This window comes from Limnohabitans sp., from assembly GCF_044373035.1.
GTDB lineage: Bacteria > Pseudomonadota > Gammaproteobacteria > Burkholderiales > Burkholderiaceae_C > Limnohabitans_A.
Genome location: NZ_JBILQU010000015.1, coordinates 19005 through 40116, shown reverse-complemented (window position 1 = coordinate 40116; position 21112 = coordinate 19005). Strand labels below are relative to the sequence as shown.

The following is a 21112-nucleotide window of genomic DNA, read 5'->3' as shown; positions in this document are numbered from 1 at the left end:
AGCACCGTGGAACAGGACCGCCGCCAAGCCGAAAACCTGAAGATCGCCTGCGGCCGCAAACACTTTGCATTGTCAAAGGATGTGGTGTTCAGGGATGTGACGGCGTTGGATGCGTTGGTGGCTTGAGTTGCACCCCGCAAATTGATTTGTTAAATGGCTAAAAGTTCTTACCCTTGATTCGAAAAAATAAAAATAAACATGGGATGCGACAATTAGGCAACTGGCCATGCGTGTGTGAGAAATATCACGTCCCCCAAAGTGTCGACAACGGGGCCGCCCAGATGTTGTCGCCCAGCGGCAGGGTTTCATCGCCGTCATAAAGCAGCACGCCCATTTTGAAATCAGCCCCTGCCAGTCCGGCGAGTTTTCGCAGTCCGCGCAGGTCGCTTGCTTTGACGGTGGCCGATGACTTGATTTCAACCCCAACCACCTGACCTGCGGCGTTTTCAATCACCACATCGACTTCGACCTGGTCGGCATCCCGGTAGTACAGCAGTTGGTAGTCGCCCTCGGCCGTGCTGGCGTGCTTGAGCAATTCTGCATAGACAAAGGTTTCCAGCACATGCCCAAAGCGTGTTTTGTCTTTTTGGGTTTCTTCAGCGGTCAAGTCCAGCAGCGTGGCCAGCAGACCGGCATCGATGAATTGGAGTTTGGGCATTTTGACCATTCGCTTGAGGCGATTGCGCGCCCAAACATCCACGCGTTTGAGTAAATACATTTGCTCAAAGATGCCGAGATATTTGGCGGCTGTCTTGTGGTCGATGCCCACTTGGCCGCCGAGCTGCGAGTAGTTGCATATTTGCCCAGCCATCTGAGCCAGGGCACGCAAAAAACGTGGCAATTGATCCAGTTTGTCAATGTTGGCGATGTCGCGGACATCGCGCACCACCATGGCCGCGAGGTACTGACGCGCCCAGGCAGTGCGACGCCTGTCGGTGGATCGCGTCAACGCCTCCGGGTAACCGCCGCGCAGCACACGAGCCACCAAGTCATCGCCTCGGACGCTTGAGCCTACAGCCGGTAGGCGATCCGCAAACACGCGGTCTAGCCAGTTGGCGGTCTGCCCAGAAATTTCGCTTTGTGACAAAGGCAGGAGTGACAAAGTGTCCATTCGCCCGGCCAAAGAATCGGCCACTGTAGGCAGTGCCATCAGGTTGGCTGAGCCTGTGAGCAAAAAACGCCCTGGACGACGGTCTTCGTCCACGCTTTTCTTGATGGCCAACAACAAGCCTGGGGCGCGTTGAATCTCGTCAATCACCGCACGGTCCAAACTGCGGACCATGCCCACCGGATCTTCTTGGGCCGACAAAAGGGTGAGCGCGTCATCAAGGGTCAGATAACGGAATTGGCCGCTGTCGGCAGCGATCTGCTTGACCAACGTCGTTTTGCCCGCTTGCCGTGGTCCCACCAAAAGTACCACTGGGGTGTCGCTCATGGCTTCAAGGACGTGAGGCGCAACGCGTCGCGGGAATATTTCAGGATCAGTCATGCCCAGATGCTAGCGGAAATTCGGGAAAATTACTTCAAAAATTTGGGTATTAAGTGGCGTAAATTTGGGAAACTAACGAGGCAAGCAGGCTGAGTTTTTTTATGCGCGATGCGGGGGCTTGGGTTAAAACCGTGAATTCACACCATTAATACTCAATAAAAATACTCGTGATATACAATGAAAATCTTTAAATTTTCTAATTGCTATACAAATGCCGGACATCAACGATGCAATCATCCTGAGCTGTGCGCCCCAAGGCGGTGCCATGGCGACCGCAGCGACCGAGCAAACGGGCTTGACGCGGGTGGCGGTTTCGCGGCGCATCAAGAAGCTGGCCGATGCGGGCTATCTGCAGCGCCACGGCACGGGCACCCGGCCAACTTACAGCCTGGGCGACAAGCGGTTTTGGCTGCGGGTGGAACCTCTTGCCGACATCGTGCGGCGCGGCGGTGAGATGGTGGTGTGGGAACAGCATTTGGCGGCTTTGCTGGCAGACCTGCAGCCCAACGTCAAAAACCTGGCTTACACCGCGTTCACCGAAATGCTCAACAACGCCCTTGACCATTCCAACGGGCAGCAGGTGGTGATGGGCATGCATGTGCAGGGCGGGCAACTGCACATGTTGGTGGGTGATGACGGCGAAGGGATCTTCCGCAAGATCGCCAAAGCCGCCGATTTGTTTGACCCGCGCCTGGCCATTTTGGAGTTGGCCAAGGGCAAGTACACCACCGCGCCCTTGGGCCATTCGGGCATGGGCATTTTTGTGTCGTCGCGCATGATGGACGGCTTTGCCATCGAGTCGTTCGGCTTGCGTTTTGACCCGAATGAGGCCCGTGCACCACTGCCCCGTTTTGACTGGATCGATGCCAGCGCGCAGCTCAAGCCCGCCCAAGCGCAAACGGTGGTGCGCATGGCCATTGCGCTGGACAGCACCCGCACGGGCAATGATGTGTATTTCAAATATTTTGAGTCCAGCAACGTGGGCGATGCCGAACCCGGCGAGGCCTTTCACACCACAGAAATCCCGGTGCGCTTGGCCCAACTGAGCAGTGAGCTGGTGTCGCGCTCGCAAGCCAAATGGGTGATGAACCGCGCCACCCAGTTCAAGACGGTGATCCTCGACTTTGAAGGCGTGGTCCATGTGGGCCAGGCTTTTGTGGACGAGGTGTTCCGCGTGTTTGCAACAGCCCACCCCAACGTCCGCCTGAAAACCATGGGCATGATTCCCGAGGTGGCCACATTGGTGCGTTTGTTTGGGGGCGAGAGGGGTTAAAGCACCACCACCCGCAGCAACAAGCGCTGAATGCCCACCCATAAAAAAACGCCTGCACGGCGCAAACCGGGCAGGCGTTTTTTGGAGGTTCAACGGCTTCCGGCAGAAGCCCTTGAGCCAGCCGCATCAGGCCTTGGTTTTGTTGTAAGCCGTGATGCCATCCAGGATTTCCTTGTGGGCGGATTCTTTGCCTTCCCAGCCCAGCACTTTGACCCACTTGCCTTTTTCAAGGTCTTTGTAGTGCTCAAAGAAGTGGGCGATCGCGTTGCGGCGCATCGCGTTCACATCCGCAATGTCTTGCCAGTGGTCGTACATCGGCAAAATTTTGCTGGTCGGCACAGCAACCACTTTGCCATCGATACCGGCCTCGTCTTCCATCATCAAAATGCCCAAAGCGCGGCAGGGCACCACCACACCGGGGTGCAAGGCGTAAGGGGTGATCACCAACACGTCCACCGGGTCTCCGTCGCCAGACAGGGTTTGGGGCACGTAGCCGTAATTGGTGGGGTAGTGCATGGCCGTGGTCATGAAACGGTCCACGAACAGGGCACCGGTTTCCTTGTCCACTTCGTACTTGATCGGATCGGCGTTCATCGGGATTTCGATGATCACGTTGAAGGTCTCGGGTGCTTGTTTGCCGGGGGTGACGTTGTCGAGGGACATCTTGCAGGTCTCGGGGTGAAAAGTTAAATAAAAAACGAAGATCTCTAGGGATTAACCCCGATTTTACTTTCACAAGGCTTGCGCAGATCGTGATCCAGCCTCTTTAATGTGCCGTTGGCCAATCGTTCTCCGGTTTCGGTGATCGAGGAAGCAACGCCATGGAGGGGTCTCCAGTGCGTTGCCCCTCTGTTCAGCGACAACCATCGAGGAGTACAACGATGACAGGAAATTCAGCGCTCATTCTGGCGCTCGTGTGTGGTCTGATTGCCGTGGGTTATGGCATTTGGGCCCGAGGGTGGATCCTTTCTCAAGATGCCGGCAATGCCCGGATGCAGGAAATTGCAGCGGCCATTCAGGATGGTGCTGCGGCCTATCTGGCCCGGCAATACAAAACCATCGCCATCGTCGGCGTGGTGCTGGCCATCCTGATGGCCATCTTTCTGGATGGCATCACCGCCATCGGTTTCGTGATCGGCGCGGTGCTTTCGGGCGCGTGCGGCTTCATCGGCATGAATGTGTCGGTCAAAGCCAACGTGCGCACGGCCCAAGCCGCCACCAAAGGCATTGGCCCGGCGCTGGACGTGGCGTTTCGGGGAGGTGCCATCACCGGCATGCTGGTGGTGGGCTTGGGTTTGTTGGGTGTGTCCGGTTTTTACTGGTTTTTGGTGGGCAACGGCAACCTCACGCCTGATAAAAATCTGGCGACCTTGCTCAACCCCTTGATCGGTTTTGCATTTGGCTCCTCGCTGATCTCCATTTTTGCCCGACTGGGCGGCGGCATTTTCACCAAGGGCGCTGACGTGGGGGCCGACCTGGTGGGCAAAGTGGAAGCGGGCATCCCCGAAGACGATCCGCGCAACCCGGCCGTGATCGCCGACAACGTGGGCGACAACGTGGGCGATTGCGCCGGCATGGCCGCCGACTTGTTCGAGACCTATGCCGTGACCCTGATCGCGACCATGGTGCTGGGTGCATTGCTGATCTCCGCAGCACCCGGTCAGGCTGTGCTGTACCCGCTGGCCCTGGGCGCGGTGTCGATCATCGCCTCCATCATTGGCTGCTTCTTCGTCAAGGCCACGCCGGGGATGACCAATGTGATGCCCGCGCTCTACAAAGGCCTGGCCATCTCGGGCGTGCTGTCCTTGATCGCCTTTTACTTTGTCACCACCTGGTTGATGCCCGACAACGCCTTGGGTGGCAGTGGGGCGCAGATTCGGCTGTTTGGGGCTTGCGCGGTCGGTTTGGTGCTCACCGCGGCACTGGTGTGGATCACCGAGTTCTACACCGGCACGCAATACGCCCCGGTGCAGCACATCGCGCAAGCATCGACCACTGGCCACGGCACCAACATCATCGCTGGCCTGGGCGTGTCCATGCGCTCAACGGCCTGGCCTGTGATGTTTGTCTGTCTGGCCATCTGGACGGCTTACGCCTTGGGCGGCTTGTATGGCATCGCCATTGCAGCCACCTCCATGCTGAGCATGGCCGGCATCGTGGTGGCGCTGGACGCCTACGGCCCCATCACCGACAACGCGGGCGGCATTGCCGAAATGGCTGAAATGCCCAGCAGTGTGCGCGACATCACCGACCCGCTGGATGCCGTGGGCAACACCACCAAGGCCGTGACCAAGGGTTACGCCATTGGCTCGGCAGGCCTGGCCTCGCTGGTGCTGTTTGCCGACTACACCCACAAACTCGAGGCCTACGGCAAGGCCATCAGCTTTGACCTGTCCGATCCTCTGGTGATCATTGGCCTGTTCATCGGCGGGCTGATCCCCTACCTGTTTGGGGCCATGGCCATGGAAGCGGTGGGCCGCGCTGCAGGCAGCGTGGTGGTGGAAGTGCGTCGCCAGTTCAAGGAGATCCCCGGCATCATGGAAGGCACGGCCAAGCCCGAATACGGCAAGGCCGTGGACATGCTGACCACGGCCGCCATCAAGGAAATGGTCATTCCAAGCCTGTTGCCCGTGGTGGTGCCGGTGCTGGTGGGCCTGATCTTGGGCCCCAAGGCGCTGGGCGGCTTGTTGATGGGCACCATCATCACCGGCCTGTTTGTGGCCATTTCGATGTGTACCGGCGGCGGCGCGTGGGACAACGCCAAGAAATACATCGAAGACGGCCACCACGGCGGCAAGGGCTCAGACGCCCACAAGGCAGCCGTGACCGGTGATACGGTGGGCGACCCTTACAAGGACACCGCTGGCCCGGCCATCAACCCGCTGATCAAGATCATCAACATCGTGGCGCTTTTGATCGTGCCTCTGGTCATGCAGGTTCACGGCACCTGATCTTCTTTGCAAGGTTTGACAGGCCCGCTTTGGCGGGCCTTTTTTTGTGCCCGGCTGAGCCGCAAAGGTCGATGTCCCGTGGGTGATTTTCAAAATCCTGCCCGGGTTCACAATAGCCCCATGCAAATGAATTTCATCGCCAACCAATCCGTTCCCGCCCTGGCAGGCCAAACCATTGACGTGCTCGACCCGTCTGACGGGCAGGTGTTCGATCAGATCCCGCGCAGCCAAGCGGCCGACATCGATGCCGCTGTTGTGGCGGCGCGAGCCGCCTTCAACGGCCCCTGGGGCAAGCTGAGCGCCATGGAGCGTGGTCGTTTGCTCATGAAGCTGTCGCAAAAAGTGATCGAGCATGCCGCCGAGCTGGCCGCGCTGGAGCAGCGCGACTGCGGCAAGCCCACCAAACAGGCCGCTGCCGATTCACTGGCTTTGGCCCGCTACTTCGAGTTTTATGCAGGCTCGTGCGACAAGCTGCACGGCGAGACCCTGCCCTACCAAAACGGCTACAGCGTGCTGACCTGGCGCGAACCACACGGCGTGACGGGCCATGTGATCCCCTGGAACTACCCGATGCAGATTTTCGGGCGCAGCGTGGGCGGCGCTTTGGCCGCTGGCAATGCCTGCGTGGTCAAGCCCGCTGAAGACGCTTGCCTGAGTTTGATCCGGGTGGCGCAATTGGCGGCCGAGGTGGGCTTTCCGCCCGGTGCCATCAACATCGTCACCGGTTACGGCCACGAGGTGGGCGATGCGCTGGCCCGCCACCCCGGCATTGACCACATCAGCTTCACCGGCAGCCCCCGCGTGGGCACGCTCATTCAGCAAGTGGCCGCCGAGCGCCATTGCCCCGTCACGCTGGAGCTGGGGGGCAAAAGCCCGCAGATCATTTTTGACGACGCCGACCTGGACGCGGCCATTCCGGTGGTGGTCAACGCCATCGTGCAAAACTCCGGCCAGACCTGCAGCGCGGGCTCGCGCGTCTTGATTCAGCAGGGCATTTACGAGCCACTTTTGAAGCGCCTGGGCGAAGCCTTTGGCCGCCTGCAAGTGGGATCGGCCGCGATGAACCTGGACTTGGGGCCTTTGATCCGCGCCAGCCAGTTGGAGCGCGTGACCGGCTTTTTGGACCAGGCCTGCGCCGATGGCATCGCCACTGTGGCCCAAGGGCAAATTGCTGCGGGCGTGCCTGCGGGCGGCTTTTACCAAGCCCCCACTTTGCTGCGCGACGTGCCGGTGATGCACCGCCTGGCGCAAGAAGAAGTGTTTGGTCCGGTGCTGTCGGCCATGTCCTTCACCGACGAAGACCACGCCGTGGAGTTGGCCAATGCCACTGAGTTTGGATTGGTGGCGGGCATCTGGACGCGTGACGGCGGACGTCAATTCCGCATGGCCAAGCGCGTGCGCAGCGGCCAGGTGTTCATCAACAACTACGGCGCAGGCGGCGGTGTGGAGCTGCCCTTTGGCGGCGTCAAATCGTCGGGCTACGGCCGCGAAAAAGGCTTTGAAGCGCTGCTGGGTTTCACCACCCTCAAAACCGTGGCGATCCAGCACGGTTAAAGCGCCCGCAGCGGTGCTGGCCTGTCTTGACCATGCGGCCTGCAAAGGCGTGGCGGCTCGGGCACAATCAACCCCCATGTCTGAACGCGTCATTGCGCTGGTTGACCAGCGCCATCCCAGCTTGCCTTTGCCCACCTTGCTGGCGGGTCAAGACTTGAGCGCCCTGCCCTTGGACGGCCTGCGCCGCCCGCTGACCGACTTGCGCATCAGCGTGACCGACCGCTGCAACTTCAGGTGCAGTTACTGCATGCCCAAAGAAGTCTTTGACAAAGACTACGCCTACCTGCCGCAAAGCCATTTGCTGAGCTTTGAAGAAATCACCCGCATCGCCAACGTGTTTGTGGGCCGGGGCGTGCGCAAGATTCGCCTGACGGGCGGTGAGCCCCTGCTGCGCAAGAACATCGAGATCCTGATCGAACAACTGGCCGCGCTGCGCACGCCAGACGGCCAGCCACTCGATTTGACCCTGACCACCAACGGCTCGCTGCTGGCGCGCAAAGCCCAAAGCCTGAAAGACGCCGGGCTGCAACGCGTGACGGTGAGCCTGGACGGGCTGGACGACGCCATCTTTCGCCAGATGAACGATGTGGACTTTCCGGTGGCCGATGTGCTGGCCGGGATTGAAGCGGCGCGGGCTGCGGGCCTGGGGCCGATCAAGGTGAACATGGTGGTCAAGCGCGGCACCAACGAGCACGAAATTTTGCCCATGGCCCGGCATTTCCAGGGCACAGGCATTGTGCTGCGCTTCATCGAATACATGGACGTGGGCGCGACGAACGGTTGGTGCATGGACGAGGTGCTGCCCAGCGCCGACGTGATCCGCCTGCTGCAAACCGAGTTGCCCTTGGTGCAACTCGACCCCGCTGCGCCGGGCGAAACCGCCGAGCGCTGGGGTTACGCCAACGCCCAAGGCGAGCACGACCCGTCGCTGGGCGAGGTGGGTGTGATCAGCAGCGTGACGCAGGCCTTTTGCGGCGACTGCAACCGCGCCCGTTTGTCCACCGAAGGCCGCCTGTATTTGTGCCTGTTTGCCAGCCAGGGCTATGACCTGCGCCAGCTGCTGCGCGACCCGGCGCAAAGCGACCACGCGCTGGCCCAGACGGTGGACGCCATCTGGCGCGGGCGCACCGACCAATATTCGGTGCTGCGCGGCCTGCGCGACCCCGACACCGCCAGCGGCCCCGGCCGCCGGGTGGAAATGAGCTACATCGGAGGCTGAAGGCCATGAACCCCCATACCCAGAATGCACCGGGCATCACCGGCCTCATCCTCGCAGGTGGGCGCGGCTCGCGCATGGGTGGCGCCGACAAGGGCCTGCAGAACTTTCGTGGCATGCCGCTGGCGCTGCAAACCCTGATGCGCCTGCAGCTGCAAAGCCTGCCGCCCCAAGAAATTCTGATCAACGCCAACCGCAACCTGGCCGCTTACGAGTCGCTGGGCGTGCCGGTTTGGCCCGACAGCATCGACGGTTTTGCCGGGCCTTTGGCGGGCTTTCTCACGGGGCTGGAGCGCTGCGAAACGCCGCTCTTGCTCACCGTGCCTTGCGACTCCCCGCTGTTGCCGCTGGACCTGGTGGAGCGCTTGTACACAGCCCTGCACAACCAAGACGCCGACCTGGCCATGGCCGCAGCCCCTGAAGCCGATGGCACGGTGCGCCCACAACCGGTGTTTTGCCTGCTCAAGACCGAGTTGCTCGAAAGTCTGGTCAAGTTCACCCAGAGCGGCGGCCGCAAGATCGACGCCTGGACGGGCCAGCACCGCTGCGCCATCGTGCCCTTTGACCAAAGCGTTGACAGCCCGCAAGCCTTTGCCAATGCCAACACGCTGGCCGAACTGCAACATCTCGAATCCCTTTGAACCGTGCCGCACGGCAGCGCCGTGCCCCATCGCCATTGCCATTGCCATGACCACCCCTGCCCTGAGCCTTGATCAGATCGCCGAGCGCCTGCAAGGCTACGACCCGCAGGCCTTGTCGGCCAGCCAGGTGAACGCATTTTTAGCCCAACTGGTGCAGCCGGTGCGCGAACAAGAAACCGTGCCGCTGATGCAGGCCCATGGCCGCATCCTGGCGCACGACGTGGTCTCGCCCATCAGCGTGCCGCCGCACGACAACTCGGCCATGGACGGCTACGCCTTGCGCGGCGCTGACCTGGCGGCTGGACAGGTCGGCAGCTTCAAAGTGGTCGGCACGGCGTTTGCCGGTGCCGCCTGGCAAGGCGCCGTGGGTGCCGGTGAATGCGTGCGCATCATGACCGGGGCCATCATGCCCACAGGGCTTGACACCGTGGCACCGCAAGAACTGGTAAAGGTGGATGGCGACACGGTGCTGGTGCCGCAGGGCTTGCTGCAGCCGGGCGACAACCGCCGTCTGTTGGGCGAAGACCTGATGGCGGGCCAAGCCGCCTTGTCGGCCGGGGTGAACTTGACACCCGCCGCCTGCGGCCTGCTGGCCAGCCTGGGGCTGCCCACAGTCACCGTTTGGCGCAGGCTCAAGGTGGCTTACTTTTCTACCGGCGACGAAATATTGAGCCTGGGCGAAGCGCCCCGCGAAGGCGCGGTGTACGACAGCAACCGCTACACCGTGGCGGGCCTGGTGCAGGCGCTGGGCTGCGAGTTGATCGACATGGGCGTGGTGCGCGACGACCCGGCGGCACTGGAGCAAGCCTTTGTGGATGCCGCTGCGCAGGCCGACGCCATCATCACCAGCGGCGGGGTGAGCGTGGGCGAGGCCGACCACACCAAGGCCATGATGAAAAAGCTGGGCGATGTGGCGTTTTGGCGCATCGCCATGCGCCCCGGCCGCCCCATGGCGGTGGGCCGCATCACGCAGGGTGAGCGCTCGGCCGTGCTGTTTGGCCTGCCCGGCAACCCGGTGGCGGTGATGGTGACCTTTGCCGCTTTTGTGCGCCCTGCCCTGCAGCAGCTCATGGGCTGGCAAGCGCCGCCATTGCCGATGCTCAAAGCCCAAAGCACCGAGGCCCTGCGCAAAAAACCCGGCCGCACCGAATACCAGCGCGGCATCGTCAGCACCAACGCGGCAGGCGAGTTGCAGGTCAGCATCACCGGCAACCAGGGCTCGGGCGTGCTCAGCTCCATGGTGCAGGCCAACGGCCTGATCGTGCTGGGCCATGCCCAAGGCAACGTGGCCGTGGGCGACGCGGTGGATGTGATGATGTTTGACGGGCACCTTTGAGCCGGGGAATTTCCCCTGCATGAAAAAAGCGGCCGAGGCCGCTTTTTTCATGACTCAGGCGATCAATGCACAACTGTCTCGGGCGGTGACTCATGCGCCACCGCCTTGTTCGCCCCTGGCACCGATTTGCGGGCCAGCAACGAGTACATGGTGGGCACCACAAACACGGCCAGCAAAGTGCCCAAGCTCATGCCGCCCACAATCACCCAGCCGATTTGCGTGCGGCTTTCAGCACCTGCGCCGGTGGCCAAGGCCAGCGGCACCGCGCCCAGCACCATGGCCCCAGTGGTCATCAAGATCGGGCGCAAACGCTGGGCCGACGCCTTGATCAAGGCCTCTTGCATATCCATCCCTTTTTCGCGCAGCTGGTTGGTGAACTCCACAATCAAAATGCCGTGCTTGGTGATCAAGCCCACCAGGGTGATCAGGCCGATTTGCGAATACACGTTGAGCGACCCGCCCGTGAATTTGAGCGCCAGCAGCGCCCCGATCATGGACAAGGGCACCGACAGCATGATGACAAAGGGGTCGATGAAACTCTCAAACTGGGCAGACAAGACCAAGAAGATGAACAGCAGCGCCAGCACGAAGACGACCACCAAAGCGCCCTGCGAGTTCTTGAATTCGCGCGATGTGCCGTTGAGCTCGGTGGTGTAGCCCGGTTTGAGCACTTTGGCGGCCGTGGCGTCCATGAACTTGAGTGCCTCACCCAGCGAATAGTCGGGGGCCAGGTTGGCGGTGATGGACACCGAACGGCGCTGACCAAAGTGGTTCAGCTCGCGCGGCGACACGCTCTCTCGCACCTTGACCAAGCTGGACAAGGGGATCATGGTGTCGTTGCGGCCGCGCACCTGGATCACGTCGATGTCGTCCGGCGTGTTTCGGCTGGCGGCCAAGGTTTGCACGATCACATCGTATTGCTCAGCATCGCGTTTGTAGCGCGTCACCACCCTGCCCCCCAACATGGTCTCGATGGTGCGGGCCACCACATCGATGCTCACGCCCAGCTCGGCGGCTTTTACGCGATCGACCTCGATGCGCAGCTCGGGTTTGTTCAAGCGCAGGTCCACATCAGGCTGCAAAATACCCGGGTTTTTGGCCACCTCGTCCATCATTTGCCTGGCCACTGCGCTCAGGTTTTGGTAGCTGTCCGAAGTCTGGATTACGAAGTTCAACGGCCGCTCACGGAAACCCTGCCCAAGCGATGGTGGGGTGATCGGGAAGGCATTCACCCCCGACAAAGCACCGAATTTCGGCCCCAATTCTCGGGCGATTTGCAGCGTGCTGCGTTTTCGCTCATCCCAGTCCACGGCCCGGTAAATCACTGAGCCCTGGCCCACCGTGGGGTTGCCCATGCTGGCAAAAATCCGATCAAATTCAGGATAGGCTTGGCCAATTTTTTCCAGCGTACGTGCATAGCGGTCGGTGAACTCCAATGTCGAACCATCGGGCGCATTGATGGTCGCCAAAATCGTACCCCGGTCCTCCAGCGGCGCTAGTTCTTGCTTCATGTTGGGGTAGATGTAGGCAATGCCCGCCCCGCAGGCCAACATGACCAGCACCACCACCCAGCGGGCGCGGTTCAGAATCAAGGTCAACAGACTTTCATAGCCGTTGGACAATCCCGTGAGCACGCGCTCCATGGAGCGGTCGAACCAGCCCGGGTTGGGGTTGTGGCGCAGGAATTTGCTGCTGAGCATGGGGGCCAAAGTCAAGGCCACAAAACCAGACACGATCACCGCCCCGGCCAGCGCCAGCGCAAACTCGCCAAACAACTTGCCGGTGCGCCCAGGCGTGAAAGCCAGGGGTGCAAACACCGCCGCCAGCGTCATGGTCATGGCGATGACCGCAAAACTGATCTCGCGAACACCCTTGATGGCGGCAGAAAACGGATCCAGCCCTTCTTCGATGTGCCGGTAAATGTTTTCCAGCACCACAATGGCATCGTCCACCACCAGGCCAATGGCCAGCACCAGCGCCAGCAAGGTCAAGGTGTTGATGGTGAAACCCGCCAAAGCCATCATGGCGAACGCGCCAATCAGGCTGACCGGGATGGTGATGATCGGGATGATGGAAGCACGCACGGTGCGCAAAAAGACAAAGATCACCAAGGCCACCAACACCACGGCCTCAACAATGGTGGTGAACACATTCTTGATGGATCGGTCAATGAACACGGAGTTGTCGTTGGCGATGTCGATGGTGATGTCCTCAGGCAAATCGACCTTCAAGCGGGGGATCATCTCGCGCACCCCTGCTGACAAGTCCAGCGGGTTGGCCGTGGCCTGGCGGATCACGCCTGCAGAAATAGCCGACTGGCCGTTCAGGCGCACCAGACTGCGGTCGTTGGCTGCTCCTTCGCGGATTTGCGCCACATCGCGCAACTTGACGGGAAAGCCGTTGACGCTGCGAATCACGATCTCGCCAAACTGACCGGGACGGTTCAAGTCGGTTTGCGAGGACACGCTGAATTCGCGGGTCTGGGATTCGATGCGACCAGCTGGCAGCTCCAGATTGTTGCGGCGGATGGCGTCTTCCACGTCTTGCGGCGTGAGTTTGTAGGACGACAAACGCGCATGGTCCAGCGAGACCAACATGGCGTATTTGCGTTCACCAAAAATACGGACGTCGGCCACTCCCGTGACGGTTTGCAGGCGCGGCTTGACCACGCGGTTGACCAGGTCGTTAATTTGCAAGGCATTGAGCGTGTCGCTGGAAAAAGCCAGCCAAATCACCGGGAAGGCGTCGGCTTCGACTTTGGCGATCACCGGCTCTTCGATGGCCTGGGGCAAACGGTTGCGCACGCGCGAGGTGCGGTCACGCACTTCGGCTGCGGCCGTGTCGGCGTCTTTTTCCAGACGGAAGCGCACCGTGATCTGCGACTGCTCGGCGCGGCTGATGGAGGTGATGACATCCACCGCGTCAATGCCGGCAATCGAATCTTCCAGGGGTTTGGTGACCTGCGACTCGACCACTTCGGCCGAGGCTCCGACATAGCGGGTGGTCACGGTGACAGTGGGCTCGTCAATCTTGGGGTATTCGCGCAGAGACAGGCTTTTGAAGCTGACGGCACCAATCAACACGATCAACAAGGACATGACCACGGCCAGTACAGGCCGGCGGATGGAGACTTCAGCGAGCTGCATCGGCTTCCCTCAGGCAAGGGTTGGGACCCGTCAAAGCCACAGGACGGCCCGTGCCCTGGCCAGGTCGGCCAGCGCCCGAAGCGCGAGCACCTTGCGGGCCTGCACCTGGTGCTGCAGCCCCTGCAGGCGAAGCGCCTGCTGCGGGAGCGCCCGGCCCTGCAGGGCCGGGCTGCCCGGGGGGGCCGCCAGGCTTACCACCTGCGGCCTGGGGCAACTCCACCACGCGCACGGCCGTGCCGTCTTTTTGCAAACGCTGATGACCCGCCGTGACCACCGTGTCGCCTGCAGCCAGGCCCTCCACAATCTCCACCTTGCCCGGCTGGCGCAAGCCGACCTTGACCGCCACACGCTCGGACACACGCACATCGGGCTTGTCACCCTGCACCACCTTGACGACAAAGGTGCGCCCGCCTTGCGGGATGATGGCTTCCTCGGGAATGACCAAGGCGTTGTCGCGCGAGCCAAAGACCGCATTCACGCGGGCAAACATGCCCGGACGCAATTGCTGCTGGCGGTTGTCGATGCAGCCACGCACGCCGACAGAGCGGCCATTGGCTTCGATCAACGGGTCCACCGCTTGCACGATTGCCGAGAAAGGCCGCCCCGGCAGGGCGTCCACCGTCAGCTGCGCTTTTTGACCCGCTCGCACCTTGGCTTGAAAGCGCTCGGGCAAACGGAAGTCGAGCAGCACCGCATCGATGTCTTCCACGTTGACCATGTCCGCGCCGTCTTTGAGGTAATCGCCCACGTTGATTTGCTTGAGACCGGTGATGCCATCAAACGGGGCCAACACCTGCAGGCGCTGCAGCGTGGCCTGCGCCAGAGACAATTTGGCGCGCGAGACCTCCAGGGCGGCAGCGCTCTCGTCCAGCGAGCGCTGGCTGATGAAGTTTTGCGCCACCAGTTCCTGGTTGCGCTTGTGATTGGCCTCGGCAATGGACAGTTCTGCACGCGCCTGAGCGACTTGGGCCTGCTGCAGTTGGTCTTCGAACTGGACCATCAACTGGCCCTTGCGCACACGCTGGCCGTCGCTGAAAAGAATTTGTTTGACACGCCCACCCACTTCGGGGCGCAGCATCACGCCCTGGCGCGAGCGCAAACTGCCCACGGCTTGGGTCTCGTCCACCAAGGTCATGCTCTCCACCTTGGCGACCTCCACTGCAGGTGGCCGGCCTGCGCCACCGGCTGGCCCAGCCCCTGGCGCACCAGCGGGTGCGCCACCGGGGGCAGCAGAAGGACCGCCTGGCGCAGCAGCCGCCGCGGTGGACGCCGCTCCACCCGCCGGGGCCTTGTTTTGCCACCACCATGCAGCCCCAGAGGCCACGGAAATGCCCAACAGGGCCAGCACTGCATATTTCTTCTTGTAAGCCATTCAGGTTTCTCTCAGGTTGCATTCGCCCAGACTTCAGCAATGTAACAGCGTGCAAGCTATTTCCCCATACTTGGAAGGGCCTTGAGACAGGCCAAGCCTTTGGCGTCCGTGCGGCATGGGCGCTGGCCTGTGCTGGTCTGTGCCGGCTTGGGCCAGCCATTTCAGCGGCCCAAGGCTTTGTCCACGCCTTGATTGGCCAGTGCATCAGCCCGCTCGTTGCCCGGATCGCCGTTGTGGCCTTTGACCCAGCGCCAATCGATCTGATGTCCCGAAGAGGACACCACGGTGTCAAGTTTCTGCCACAAGTCGGCATTTTTGACAGGCTGCTTGGCGGCGGTTCGCCAACCCCGGGCTTTCCAGCCGTGGATCCACTCGGTGATGCCTTTGCGCACATATTCGCTGTCCAAGTACAGCGTGACCTGGCAGGGTCGCTTGAGGGCCAACAGGCCCTCGATGACGGCTGTCATCTCCATGCGGTTGTTGGTGGTGTTCAACTCGCCGCCAAACAGCTCTTGCACATGCTGGCCGGACTGCAGGCGAGCGCCCCAGCCGCCGGGGCCGGGGTTGCCTTTGCAGGCACCGTCGGTGTGGATTTCAACGTGGGTCAAAAGCGTCTTTCTCGGCAGAGGGTTGCGCCATGAAGGTATCGGAGCGGGCTATGGGCGCGGTCGCTGCAGCGGGCGATCGTACCGTGCGCCATGGGCGCGCTGGCAGCAAGCGCCCCCCGGGCACACGTTTGGTGGCCATCAACAGATAAACACCCCCCAAAATCGGCCACCAACGCTCCCCCGCGCGCTCCATCCAACCCAGGCGCTGCATCCAGCGCTCACTGCCCAGGGCAGGGCTCCAGCCCCCGAAACGGCTCACCTGCACCTCAAACCCCAGCAGCCGCAGCCAATCACGCAGACGCCGATAGGCGATCAGGCTCTGCACCGGCCCGCCCCCGACCAGGCGCATGCTGCCGCGCTTTTTAGGCCAACCCCACAAACTCATGGGGTTCAGGCCCGTGATCAGCACCTGGCCCTCGGGAATCAGCACCCGCTCGACCTCACGCAAGCAGGCATGCGGATCGGCCGAGCGCTCCAGCGTGTGCGGCAAGACCACCAGGTCCAGGCTGTCGGCTTGCCAAGGCCAAGCGCGGCTGTCCAGCCACACGTCGGGGTCATCCTCCAGCGGCAGGGCCGAGGTCGGGGACTGCGGTGGCTGCAAGCTCTGCAGCTCTGGCGCGCTCAAGGCCTTGTTCGATTGAGGCCATTCGAACTCGGCACCCGCTTGCCAGCGATGGGGCATTCGGTTGTGGCGCAAGGCTTTGAGCTCTGGCCAACCCAGTTGCACCGCGTGGTAGCCAAAGACATCGGCCAGCAGCGCATCGGCCTGAGCCTGCTCCCAGGCGAGCAAGCGCGAGGCCACCGGCTGACCCAAATGGGCCAACCAAGCGGGCGTCAGGTGTTGGCTTTCTATAATCGAACGATCCATGAAACTCATTGCCCTGCCCGCTTTCGCAGACAACTATATTTGGTTGTTGCACACCGACCGCCACGTCCTCGTGGTGGACCCCGGCGACAGTGCGCCCGTGCTGGCCTGGATGCAAGCGCACCCAAGTTTGCAATTGGACACGATTCTAGTCACGCACCACCATGCCGATCACACCGGCGGCTTGGCCGAACTGGTGGCACAAACCGGAGCACGCGTGCTGGGGCCCGCCCTCGAGCAAATGCCCGTGCCCACCCAGGGCCTGCAACAAGGCGACGGCTTTGACTGGCAAGGCCTGCAATTTCAAGTCCACGAAGTACCTGGCCATACCTTGGGGCACATCGCCTTTTGGGCGCAGCCCACAGGCCAGGACCCGCTGCTTTTTTGTGGCGATACGCTGTTTTCGGGCGGCTGTGGCCGGTTGTTTGAAGGCACGCCGGCCCAAATGCTGGACTCGCTTGACCGCTTGGCTGCTTTGCCAGGGGCCTCGCGGGTCTGCTGCGCCCACGAATACACCTTGTCCAACCTGAAGTTTGCTCTGGCCGTCGAACCCGGCAACTTGGCGCTGCAAGACCACTGGGCGCATTGCACGCGTCTGCGCAGCCAAACGCTGCCCACTTTGCCTGTGGCGCTTCATACCGAGCGCGCCATCAACCCTTTCTTGCGAAGCCGCCAGGCCTCTGTCGCTGCCGCCGTGCGCCAGCATGACCGCCTGGCCGTGGATGATGTGACCACCTTTGCAGCGCTTCGCCAATGGAAAAACGACTTCCGATGAACCCGACTGCCCTTGCCCCAGCCCGCCTCATTCGCCCCAGCTGGGTCTTTCTGCTGGCGGCTTTCTTATCTGGATGCGCCACCTCGGTGCCTAGTCTGCAGCCTCCCATGGAGCGCCTGCCTGCAGCCGAGGCAGCGCCCACAACGCCCACACCCGCCGCCTTGGCGGTGCCGCCGGTGCCGCCGGTGCCGCCGGTGCCGCCGGTGCCGCCGGTGCCTGCCATCGTGACAGGCCCTGCGGTGCCTTTGGCGCCTGCGGTGACCGAAATGAACGAGGAGCGGCCGGTGGCCCTCAAGCCCCATGCCATGCTTGGCCTGCAAGAGCAAATCGACATCTGGGAGCGCATCCGCCGGGGCTTTGCCATGCCCGACTTGAACAACCCCTTGGTACGCAACCGCGAGCAGTGGTATGCCAGCAGGCCCGACTACATGCTGCGCATGACCGAGCGCTCGCGGCCTTACCTGTTTCACATCGTTGAGGAACTGGAGCGGCGCAAGATGCCCACCGAGCTGGCCTTGCTGCCCTTCATTGAGTCGGCCTTCAACCCACAAGCCGTGTCCAGCGCCAAAGCTGCGGGCATGTGGCAATTCATGCCGGCCACAGGCAAATATTTCGACCTGAAACAAAACCTGTTCAGGGACGAGCGCCGCGATGTGCTGGAGTCCACCCGTGCGGCACTCGATTACCTGCAAAAACTCTACACCATGTTCGGCGACTGGCACCTGGCCCTGGCCGCCTACAACTGGGGCGAAGGCAGCGTGGGCAGGGCGCTGGCGCGCAACAAAGCGCAAGGCTTGCCACTGACCTACAGCGACCTGCGCATGCCCGACGAAACGCGCTACTACGTGCCCAAACTGCAAGCGGTCAAAAACATCGTGGCCCAGCCCGAAGCCTTCAAGACCGAGTTGCCGCTGATCCAGAACCACCCTTACTTCAAGAGCGTGGCCATCGAACGTGACATCGACGTGGCCATAGCCGCCAAACTGGCCAACGTGAGCCTGGAAGACTTCAAGGCGCTGAACCCGGCCATGAACCGCCCTGTGATTTTGGCGGCCGGCACGCCGCAGATCCTGCTGCCCTGGGACAACGCCACGGTGTTTCAAACCAACGTGCAAGCGCATTCAGAACGCCGCCTGTCCAGCTGGACCGCCTGGCAAGCACCACGCACCATGCGCGCCGAAGAAGTGGCCAAGCAAGTGGGCATGTCGGCAGAGCAGCTGCGCAGTGTCAACGGTATTCCAGCGCGCATGCTGGTCAAGGCCGGGTCCACTTTGCTGGTGCCGCGCCAAGGCAAGCTGGACAACGATGTGACCGAGCACCTGGCCGACAACGGCCAACTGCTGTTGGCCCCCGAGTTGGTGTTGCGCAAGATCACGGTCAAGGCCCACCATGGCGACACGCTCATGCGTCTGGCATCACGGCACGGCGTGAGCGCCACCAGCGTGGCAGATTGGAACCGGCTCAAACCGAATGCCACGCTGTCCAACGGACAAATTTTGAGCATTTATGTGCCGGCCAAGGCCTCCGCAAAATCAGCGCGTCAGCGCAGCAAAGCACCCGCCAAAACCACTGCGCGATCTGACAAGCGTTCAGACAAGCCTGCAGCCAAAGCTGCGCCCAAACGCTGAACAGCACATCGTTTGCCCAACACCTTGGGGCAGTTGGGCGTTCCGCCCATGACGCCGCAGATCATGCCAACCGACGGCTTTTGGACTTTTGCGCAAAAACGTTGGTGAATGTGCGCGCAGGCACCAGCTGTCTGGGCCCGTCAGTGCCGAGCAACTTGGCATGCACACGCCAGGCATGCGTCACATCGTCGCTGCGCACAAGCCCGTCCACGGCATACGACTCACGCAGTTTCTCAAACGCACCCAGGTAGATCGCCCGGTCGCCCATCCAATGACCCGAAGGAACGGTTCGCAAGATGTCCGTCAAGCCGGCGGTCTGCAGCCACTTCAGGGCCTGCACCACACCATCGCATAGTGCCTGCGCCCGATCGGGATGCAGTTGCAAAAAAGCAGCATGCGCAAACAGGCTGGCCCCCGGCACCGGGCCCCCCATCAAGTGGCGAGTGCCTTGCAGGGTTCGGGCATCGCACAGCATTCGGATCTCGTTTTTTTGCTCCAGCCAGTACATGACCGGGTCGGGATTGCACAGGGCATCGATGCTGCCGTTGCGCAGCGCCTCCATCACCCCCTGCGACGAGCCCACCGGAACAAACACCACATCCTCGGCCGTCAAGCCTTGACGCGACAGCCATTGGCAAGCCGTCCAGTAGGTGGTTGAGTCCAACGCCGAAACGCCCAAACGCGCGCCCCGGATATCTGCCCCTGAGCGCCAAGCCATGCCGCCACGCGTGCTGCCGCCCAGGCTGACTTGTGGCGTGCGGCTCATTTGCACAAAACTTTGGTAATTGAGCCCCTTGAGGTGCAGGGCAAAGAGGTGCTCATAAGCCCCAGCCACCACATCGGCTTGGCCCGCCAAGGCCATGCGCAAAGCTTTAGCCCCCGACTCCTGCGGCAACCACTCCAGTTGCACACCCGCCTGCCGAAAAAACCCCAGCCGATCGGCCAAAGTCAGAGGCAAGTGGTACAGGCTGTGGCTGGCGGCCAAGGCCAGGCGCACGCGTGGCAAAGCACGACTGGCCTCAGAGGATGGGGCAGCGGGTGCTTGCGCTGAGGCCAGCGAGCCAACAGCAGCCAGCAACAGCGAACGGCGAAGGGCGTGGACTGAATTCACCCGCATCACTCCTGGAGAAAAATGGACACCAGCCCAGCTTAATCAGGCACAGCGCTTCGCGCATCGGGATTGATCCCGAGCGGGTTTTCACGTAATGGATTGTCGGTAATTGACAAGTCGCCAAGCCACCGCTTGGCAAACCTGGGGCAGTTGAACGTCGCTTTTCTGGAGGTGTTTTCAGCCGATCAGCGCCGGTCGACCAAGGCGTGGGCGATGGTGCCCAAGTCCACGTATTCCAGCTCGCTGCCTGCGGGCACGCCACGGGCCAGGCGCGTGACCTTCAGCCCTTGCTGGCGGATCATTTCAGAAATCACATGGGCGGTGGCCTCGCCCTCGGCGGTGAAATTCGTCGCCAAGATCACCTCGGTCAGCACGCCATCGGCCACGCGTGCTTTCAGCTTGGCCAGGCCAATGTCGTGCGGGCCGATGCCGTCGAGCGGGCTGAGCTTGCCCATGAGCACAAAGTACAAGCCCCGGTAAGTGCCTGTGCGCTCGATGGCCGACTGGTCGGCCGGGGTTTCAATCACGCACAGCAGCGTGCGGTCTCGGGTACTGTCCAAACAGGTGTCGCACAGCTCGGCCTCGGTGAAGGTGTGGCAACACGCGCAGTGGCGGATTTTTTGAACCGCATTGTCCAGTGCCGCAGCCAATTTCCGGGCCGTGGCCCGGTCGTTTTGCAGCAGCTGAAAAGCCATGCGCTGGGCCGACTTGATGCCCACCCCCGGCAAGCCCTTGAGGGCCTGCACCAATGTGGCAAGGGCGTGGGTGTCGGCCATGTTCAGGCGCTCAGAAAGGCAGCTTCATGCCCGGAGGCAAACCGGCGGTGAGCTTGCCCATTTTTTGCTGCGAGACTTCTTCGGCCATGCGCACGGCATCGTTGAAGGCGGCGGCCACCAGGTCTTCCAGCATGTCCTTGTCGTCGGCCAGCAAGCTGGGGTCGATGGTCACGCGGCGCACGCTGTGTTTGCAGGTCATCAGCACCTTGACCATGCCGGAGCCAGCTTGGCCTTCGACCTCAACGAATGCCAATTCGTCTTGGGCTTTTTTCAGGTTGTCCTGCATGGCCTGGGCTTGTTTCATCAAGCCAGCGAGTTGTCCTTTGTTGAACATGGGGTTTCCTTCAGTCAGAGTGGGTAGGGGGGAGGTG

The 21112-nt window shown here is 61.8% G+C and carries 18 protein-coding genes; 9 read left to right on the top strand and 9 right to left on the bottom strand.

Annotation, left to right across the window (positions count from 1 at the left end; all coding sequences use genetic code 11):
- Positions 1-6 precede the first annotated feature (6 nt).
- Positions 7-126 carry a hypothetical protein gene (locus ACIQ47_RS04355; protein WP_396437008.1) on the top strand — a complete coding sequence of 40 codons (120 nt, stop codon included), beginning with the start codon at positions 7-9 and terminating at the stop codon, positions 124-126.
- 118 nt (positions 127-244) lie between these two features.
- On the opposite strand, the gene ACIQ47_RS04350 is transcribed toward ACIQ47_RS04355, so the two are convergent.
- Complete coding sequence (locus tag ACIQ47_RS04350) at positions 245-1435, bottom strand: ATP-binding protein (RefSeq protein ID WP_396437005.1); 1191 nt, start codon at positions 1433-1435, stop codon at positions 245-247.
- A 265-nt stretch (positions 1436-1700) separates the two neighbouring features.
- Between ACIQ47_RS04350 and ACIQ47_RS04345 the strand changes: the two genes are divergently transcribed.
- Complete coding sequence (locus ACIQ47_RS04345) at positions 1701-2762, top strand: STAS-like domain-containing protein (RefSeq protein WP_296292531.1); 1062 nt, start codon at positions 1701-1703, stop codon at positions 2760-2762.
- Between the two features lie 126 nt (positions 2763-2888).
- Here the strand turns inward: ACIQ47_RS04345 and ppa are convergent, their stop codons facing one another.
- Positions 2889-3425 carry an inorganic diphosphatase gene (ppa, locus tag ACIQ47_RS04340; protein ID WP_296292532.1) on the bottom strand — a complete coding sequence of 179 codons (537 nt, stop codon included), beginning with the start codon at positions 3423-3425 and terminating at the stop codon, positions 2889-2891.
- Between the two features lie 218 nt (positions 3426-3643).
- Here ppa and ACIQ47_RS04335 point away from each other — a divergent pair, with 218 nt between their 5' ends.
- The 5 genes from ACIQ47_RS04335 (at position 3644) to glp (ending at position 10460) form a co-directional block, all read left to right on the top strand.
- Positions 3644-5713: a sodium-translocating pyrophosphatase gene (locus ACIQ47_RS04335; RefSeq protein ID WP_296292533.1), complete on the top strand. Its 2070-nt coding sequence runs from the start codon at positions 3644-3646 to the stop codon at positions 5711-5713.
- Between the two features lie 120 nt (positions 5714-5833).
- Positions 5834-7267, top strand: a complete 1434-nt coding sequence (locus ACIQ47_RS04330; RefSeq protein ID WP_296292534.1) for an aldehyde dehydrogenase family protein — start codon at positions 5834-5836, stop codon at positions 7265-7267.
- A 76-nt stretch (positions 7268-7343) separates the two neighbouring features.
- The gene (moaA, locus tag ACIQ47_RS04325; protein ID WP_396437004.1) at positions 7344-8486 is read left to right on the top strand and encodes a GTP 3',8-cyclase MoaA; all 1143 of its coding nucleotides are present in this window, start codon (positions 7344-7346) and stop codon (positions 8484-8486) included.
- 5 nt (positions 8487-8491) lie between these two features.
- Positions 8492-9124, top strand: coding sequence for a molybdenum cofactor guanylyltransferase MobA (gene mobA, locus ACIQ47_RS04320; protein ID WP_296292537.1), 633 nt, complete (start codon positions 8492-8494; stop codon positions 9122-9124).
- Between the two features lie 46 nt (positions 9125-9170).
- The gene (gene glp, locus ACIQ47_RS04315; RefSeq protein WP_396437003.1) at positions 9171-10460 is read left to right on the top strand and encodes a gephyrin-like molybdotransferase Glp; all 1290 of its coding nucleotides are present in this window, start codon (positions 9171-9173) and stop codon (positions 10458-10460) included.
- A gap of 62 nt (positions 10461-10522) precedes the next feature.
- Here the strand turns inward: glp and ACIQ47_RS04310 are convergent, their stop codons facing one another.
- The 4 genes from ACIQ47_RS04310 to ACIQ47_RS04295 form a co-directional block, all read right to left on the bottom strand.
- The gene (locus tag ACIQ47_RS04310; RefSeq protein ID WP_396437002.1) at positions 10523-13606 is read right to left on the bottom strand and encodes an efflux RND transporter permease subunit; all 3084 of its coding nucleotides are present in this window, start codon (positions 13604-13606) and stop codon (positions 10523-10525) included.
- Positions 13593-14978 (bottom strand): efflux RND transporter periplasmic adaptor subunit, encoded by a 1386-nt coding sequence (locus ACIQ47_RS04305; protein WP_396437001.1) that lies wholly within the window; start codon positions 14976-14978, stop codon positions 13593-13595. The genes ACIQ47_RS04310 and ACIQ47_RS04305 overlap by 14 nt, the downstream gene beginning before the upstream one ends.
- Before the next feature lie 161 nt (positions 14979-15139).
- Positions 15140-15586 (bottom strand): ribonuclease HI, encoded by a 447-nt coding sequence (gene rnhA / locus ACIQ47_RS04300; protein WP_396437000.1) that lies wholly within the window; start codon positions 15584-15586, stop codon positions 15140-15142.
- Complete coding sequence (locus tag ACIQ47_RS04295; RefSeq protein ID WP_396436999.1) at positions 15573-16454, bottom strand: class I SAM-dependent methyltransferase; 882 nt, start codon at positions 16452-16454, stop codon at positions 15573-15575. Before ACIQ47_RS04295 ends, rnhA begins: the two co-directional genes overlap by 14 nt.
- Between ACIQ47_RS04295 and gloB the strand changes: the two genes are divergently transcribed.
- Positions 16453-17226 carry a hydroxyacylglutathione hydrolase gene (gene gloB, locus ACIQ47_RS04290; protein WP_396436998.1) on the top strand — a complete coding sequence of 258 codons (774 nt, stop codon included), beginning with the start codon at positions 16453-16455 and terminating at the stop codon, positions 17224-17226. The two genes, ACIQ47_RS04295 and gloB, sit on opposite strands and share 2 nt — an antisense overlap.
- Positions 17223-18854, top strand: a complete 1632-nt coding sequence (locus ACIQ47_RS04285; protein ID WP_396436997.1) for a transglycosylase SLT domain-containing protein — start codon at positions 17223-17225, stop codon at positions 18852-18854. Before gloB ends, ACIQ47_RS04285 begins: the two co-directional genes overlap by 4 nt.
- Before the next feature lie 61 nt (positions 18855-18915).
- Here the strand turns inward: ACIQ47_RS04285 and ACIQ47_RS04280 are convergent, their stop codons facing one another.
- The 3 genes from ACIQ47_RS04280 to ACIQ47_RS04270 form a co-directional block, all read right to left on the bottom strand.
- Positions 18916-19965, bottom strand: coding sequence for an ABC transporter substrate-binding protein (locus ACIQ47_RS04280; protein WP_396436996.1), 1050 nt, complete (start codon positions 19963-19965; stop codon positions 18916-18918).
- A gap of 185 nt (positions 19966-20150) precedes the next feature.
- Positions 20151-20741 carry a recombination mediator RecR gene (recR, locus tag ACIQ47_RS04275; RefSeq protein WP_396436995.1) on the bottom strand — a complete coding sequence of 197 codons (591 nt, stop codon included), beginning with the start codon at positions 20739-20741 and terminating at the stop codon, positions 20151-20153.
- Between the two features lie 10 nt (positions 20742-20751).
- The gene (locus ACIQ47_RS04270; protein ID WP_100117600.1) at positions 20752-21075 is read right to left on the bottom strand and encodes a YbaB/EbfC family nucleoid-associated protein; all 324 of its coding nucleotides are present in this window, start codon (positions 21073-21075) and stop codon (positions 20752-20754) included.
- Positions 21076-21112: the final 37 nt, after the last annotated feature.

Excerpts from the sequence above, each read along its gene's own strand:
- ACIQ47_RS04350 (WP_396437005.1), bottom strand. The coding sequence starts at position 1,435 with ATGAGCGACACCCCAGTGGTACTTTTGGTGGGACCACGGCAAGCGGGC.
- ACIQ47_RS04285 (WP_396436997.1), top strand. The coding sequence starts at position 17,223 with ATGAACCCGACTGCCCTTGCCCCAGCCCGCCTCATTCGCCCCAGCTGG.
- ACIQ47_RS04335 (WP_296292533.1), top strand. The coding sequence starts at position 3,644 with ATGACAGGAAATTCAGCGCTCATTCTGGCGCTCGTGTGTGGTCTGATT.
- ACIQ47_RS04270 (WP_100117600.1), bottom strand. The coding sequence starts at position 21,075 with ATGTTCAACAAAGGACAACTCGCTGGCTTGATGAAACAAGCCCAGGCC.
- ACIQ47_RS04310 (WP_396437002.1), bottom strand. The coding sequence starts at position 13,606 with ATGCAGCTCGCTGAAGTCTCCATCCGCCGGCCTGTACTGGCCGTGGTC.
- recR (WP_396436995.1), bottom strand. The coding sequence starts at position 20,741 with ATGGCCGACACCCACGCCCTTGCCACATTGGTGCAGGCCCTCAAGGGC.
- ACIQ47_RS04345 (WP_296292531.1), top strand. The coding sequence starts at position 1,701 with ATGCCGGACATCAACGATGCAATCATCCTGAGCTGTGCGCCCCAAGGC.
- ppa (WP_296292532.1), bottom strand. The coding sequence starts at position 3,425 with ATGTCCCTCGACAACGTCACCCCCGGCAAACAAGCACCCGAGACCTTC.
- mobA (WP_296292537.1), top strand. The coding sequence starts at position 8,492 with ATGAACCCCCATACCCAGAATGCACCGGGCATCACCGGCCTCATCCTC.
- ACIQ47_RS04330 (WP_296292534.1), top strand. The coding sequence starts at position 5,834 with ATGCAAATGAATTTCATCGCCAACCAATCCGTTCCCGCCCTGGCAGGC.
- ACIQ47_RS04295 (WP_396436999.1), bottom strand. The coding sequence starts at position 16,454 with ATGGATCGTTCGATTATAGAAAGCCAACACCTGACGCCCGCTTGGTTG.
- moaA (WP_396437004.1), top strand. The coding sequence starts at position 7,344 with ATGTCTGAACGCGTCATTGCGCTGGTTGACCAGCGCCATCCCAGCTTG.
- glp (WP_396437003.1), top strand. The coding sequence starts at position 9,171 with ATGACCACCCCTGCCCTGAGCCTTGATCAGATCGCCGAGCGCCTGCAA.
- ACIQ47_RS04305 (WP_396437001.1), bottom strand. The coding sequence starts at position 14,978 with ATGGCTTACAAGAAGAAATATGCAGTGCTGGCCCTGTTGGGCATTTCC.
- gloB (WP_396436998.1), top strand. The coding sequence starts at position 16,453 with ATGAAACTCATTGCCCTGCCCGCTTTCGCAGACAACTATATTTGGTTG.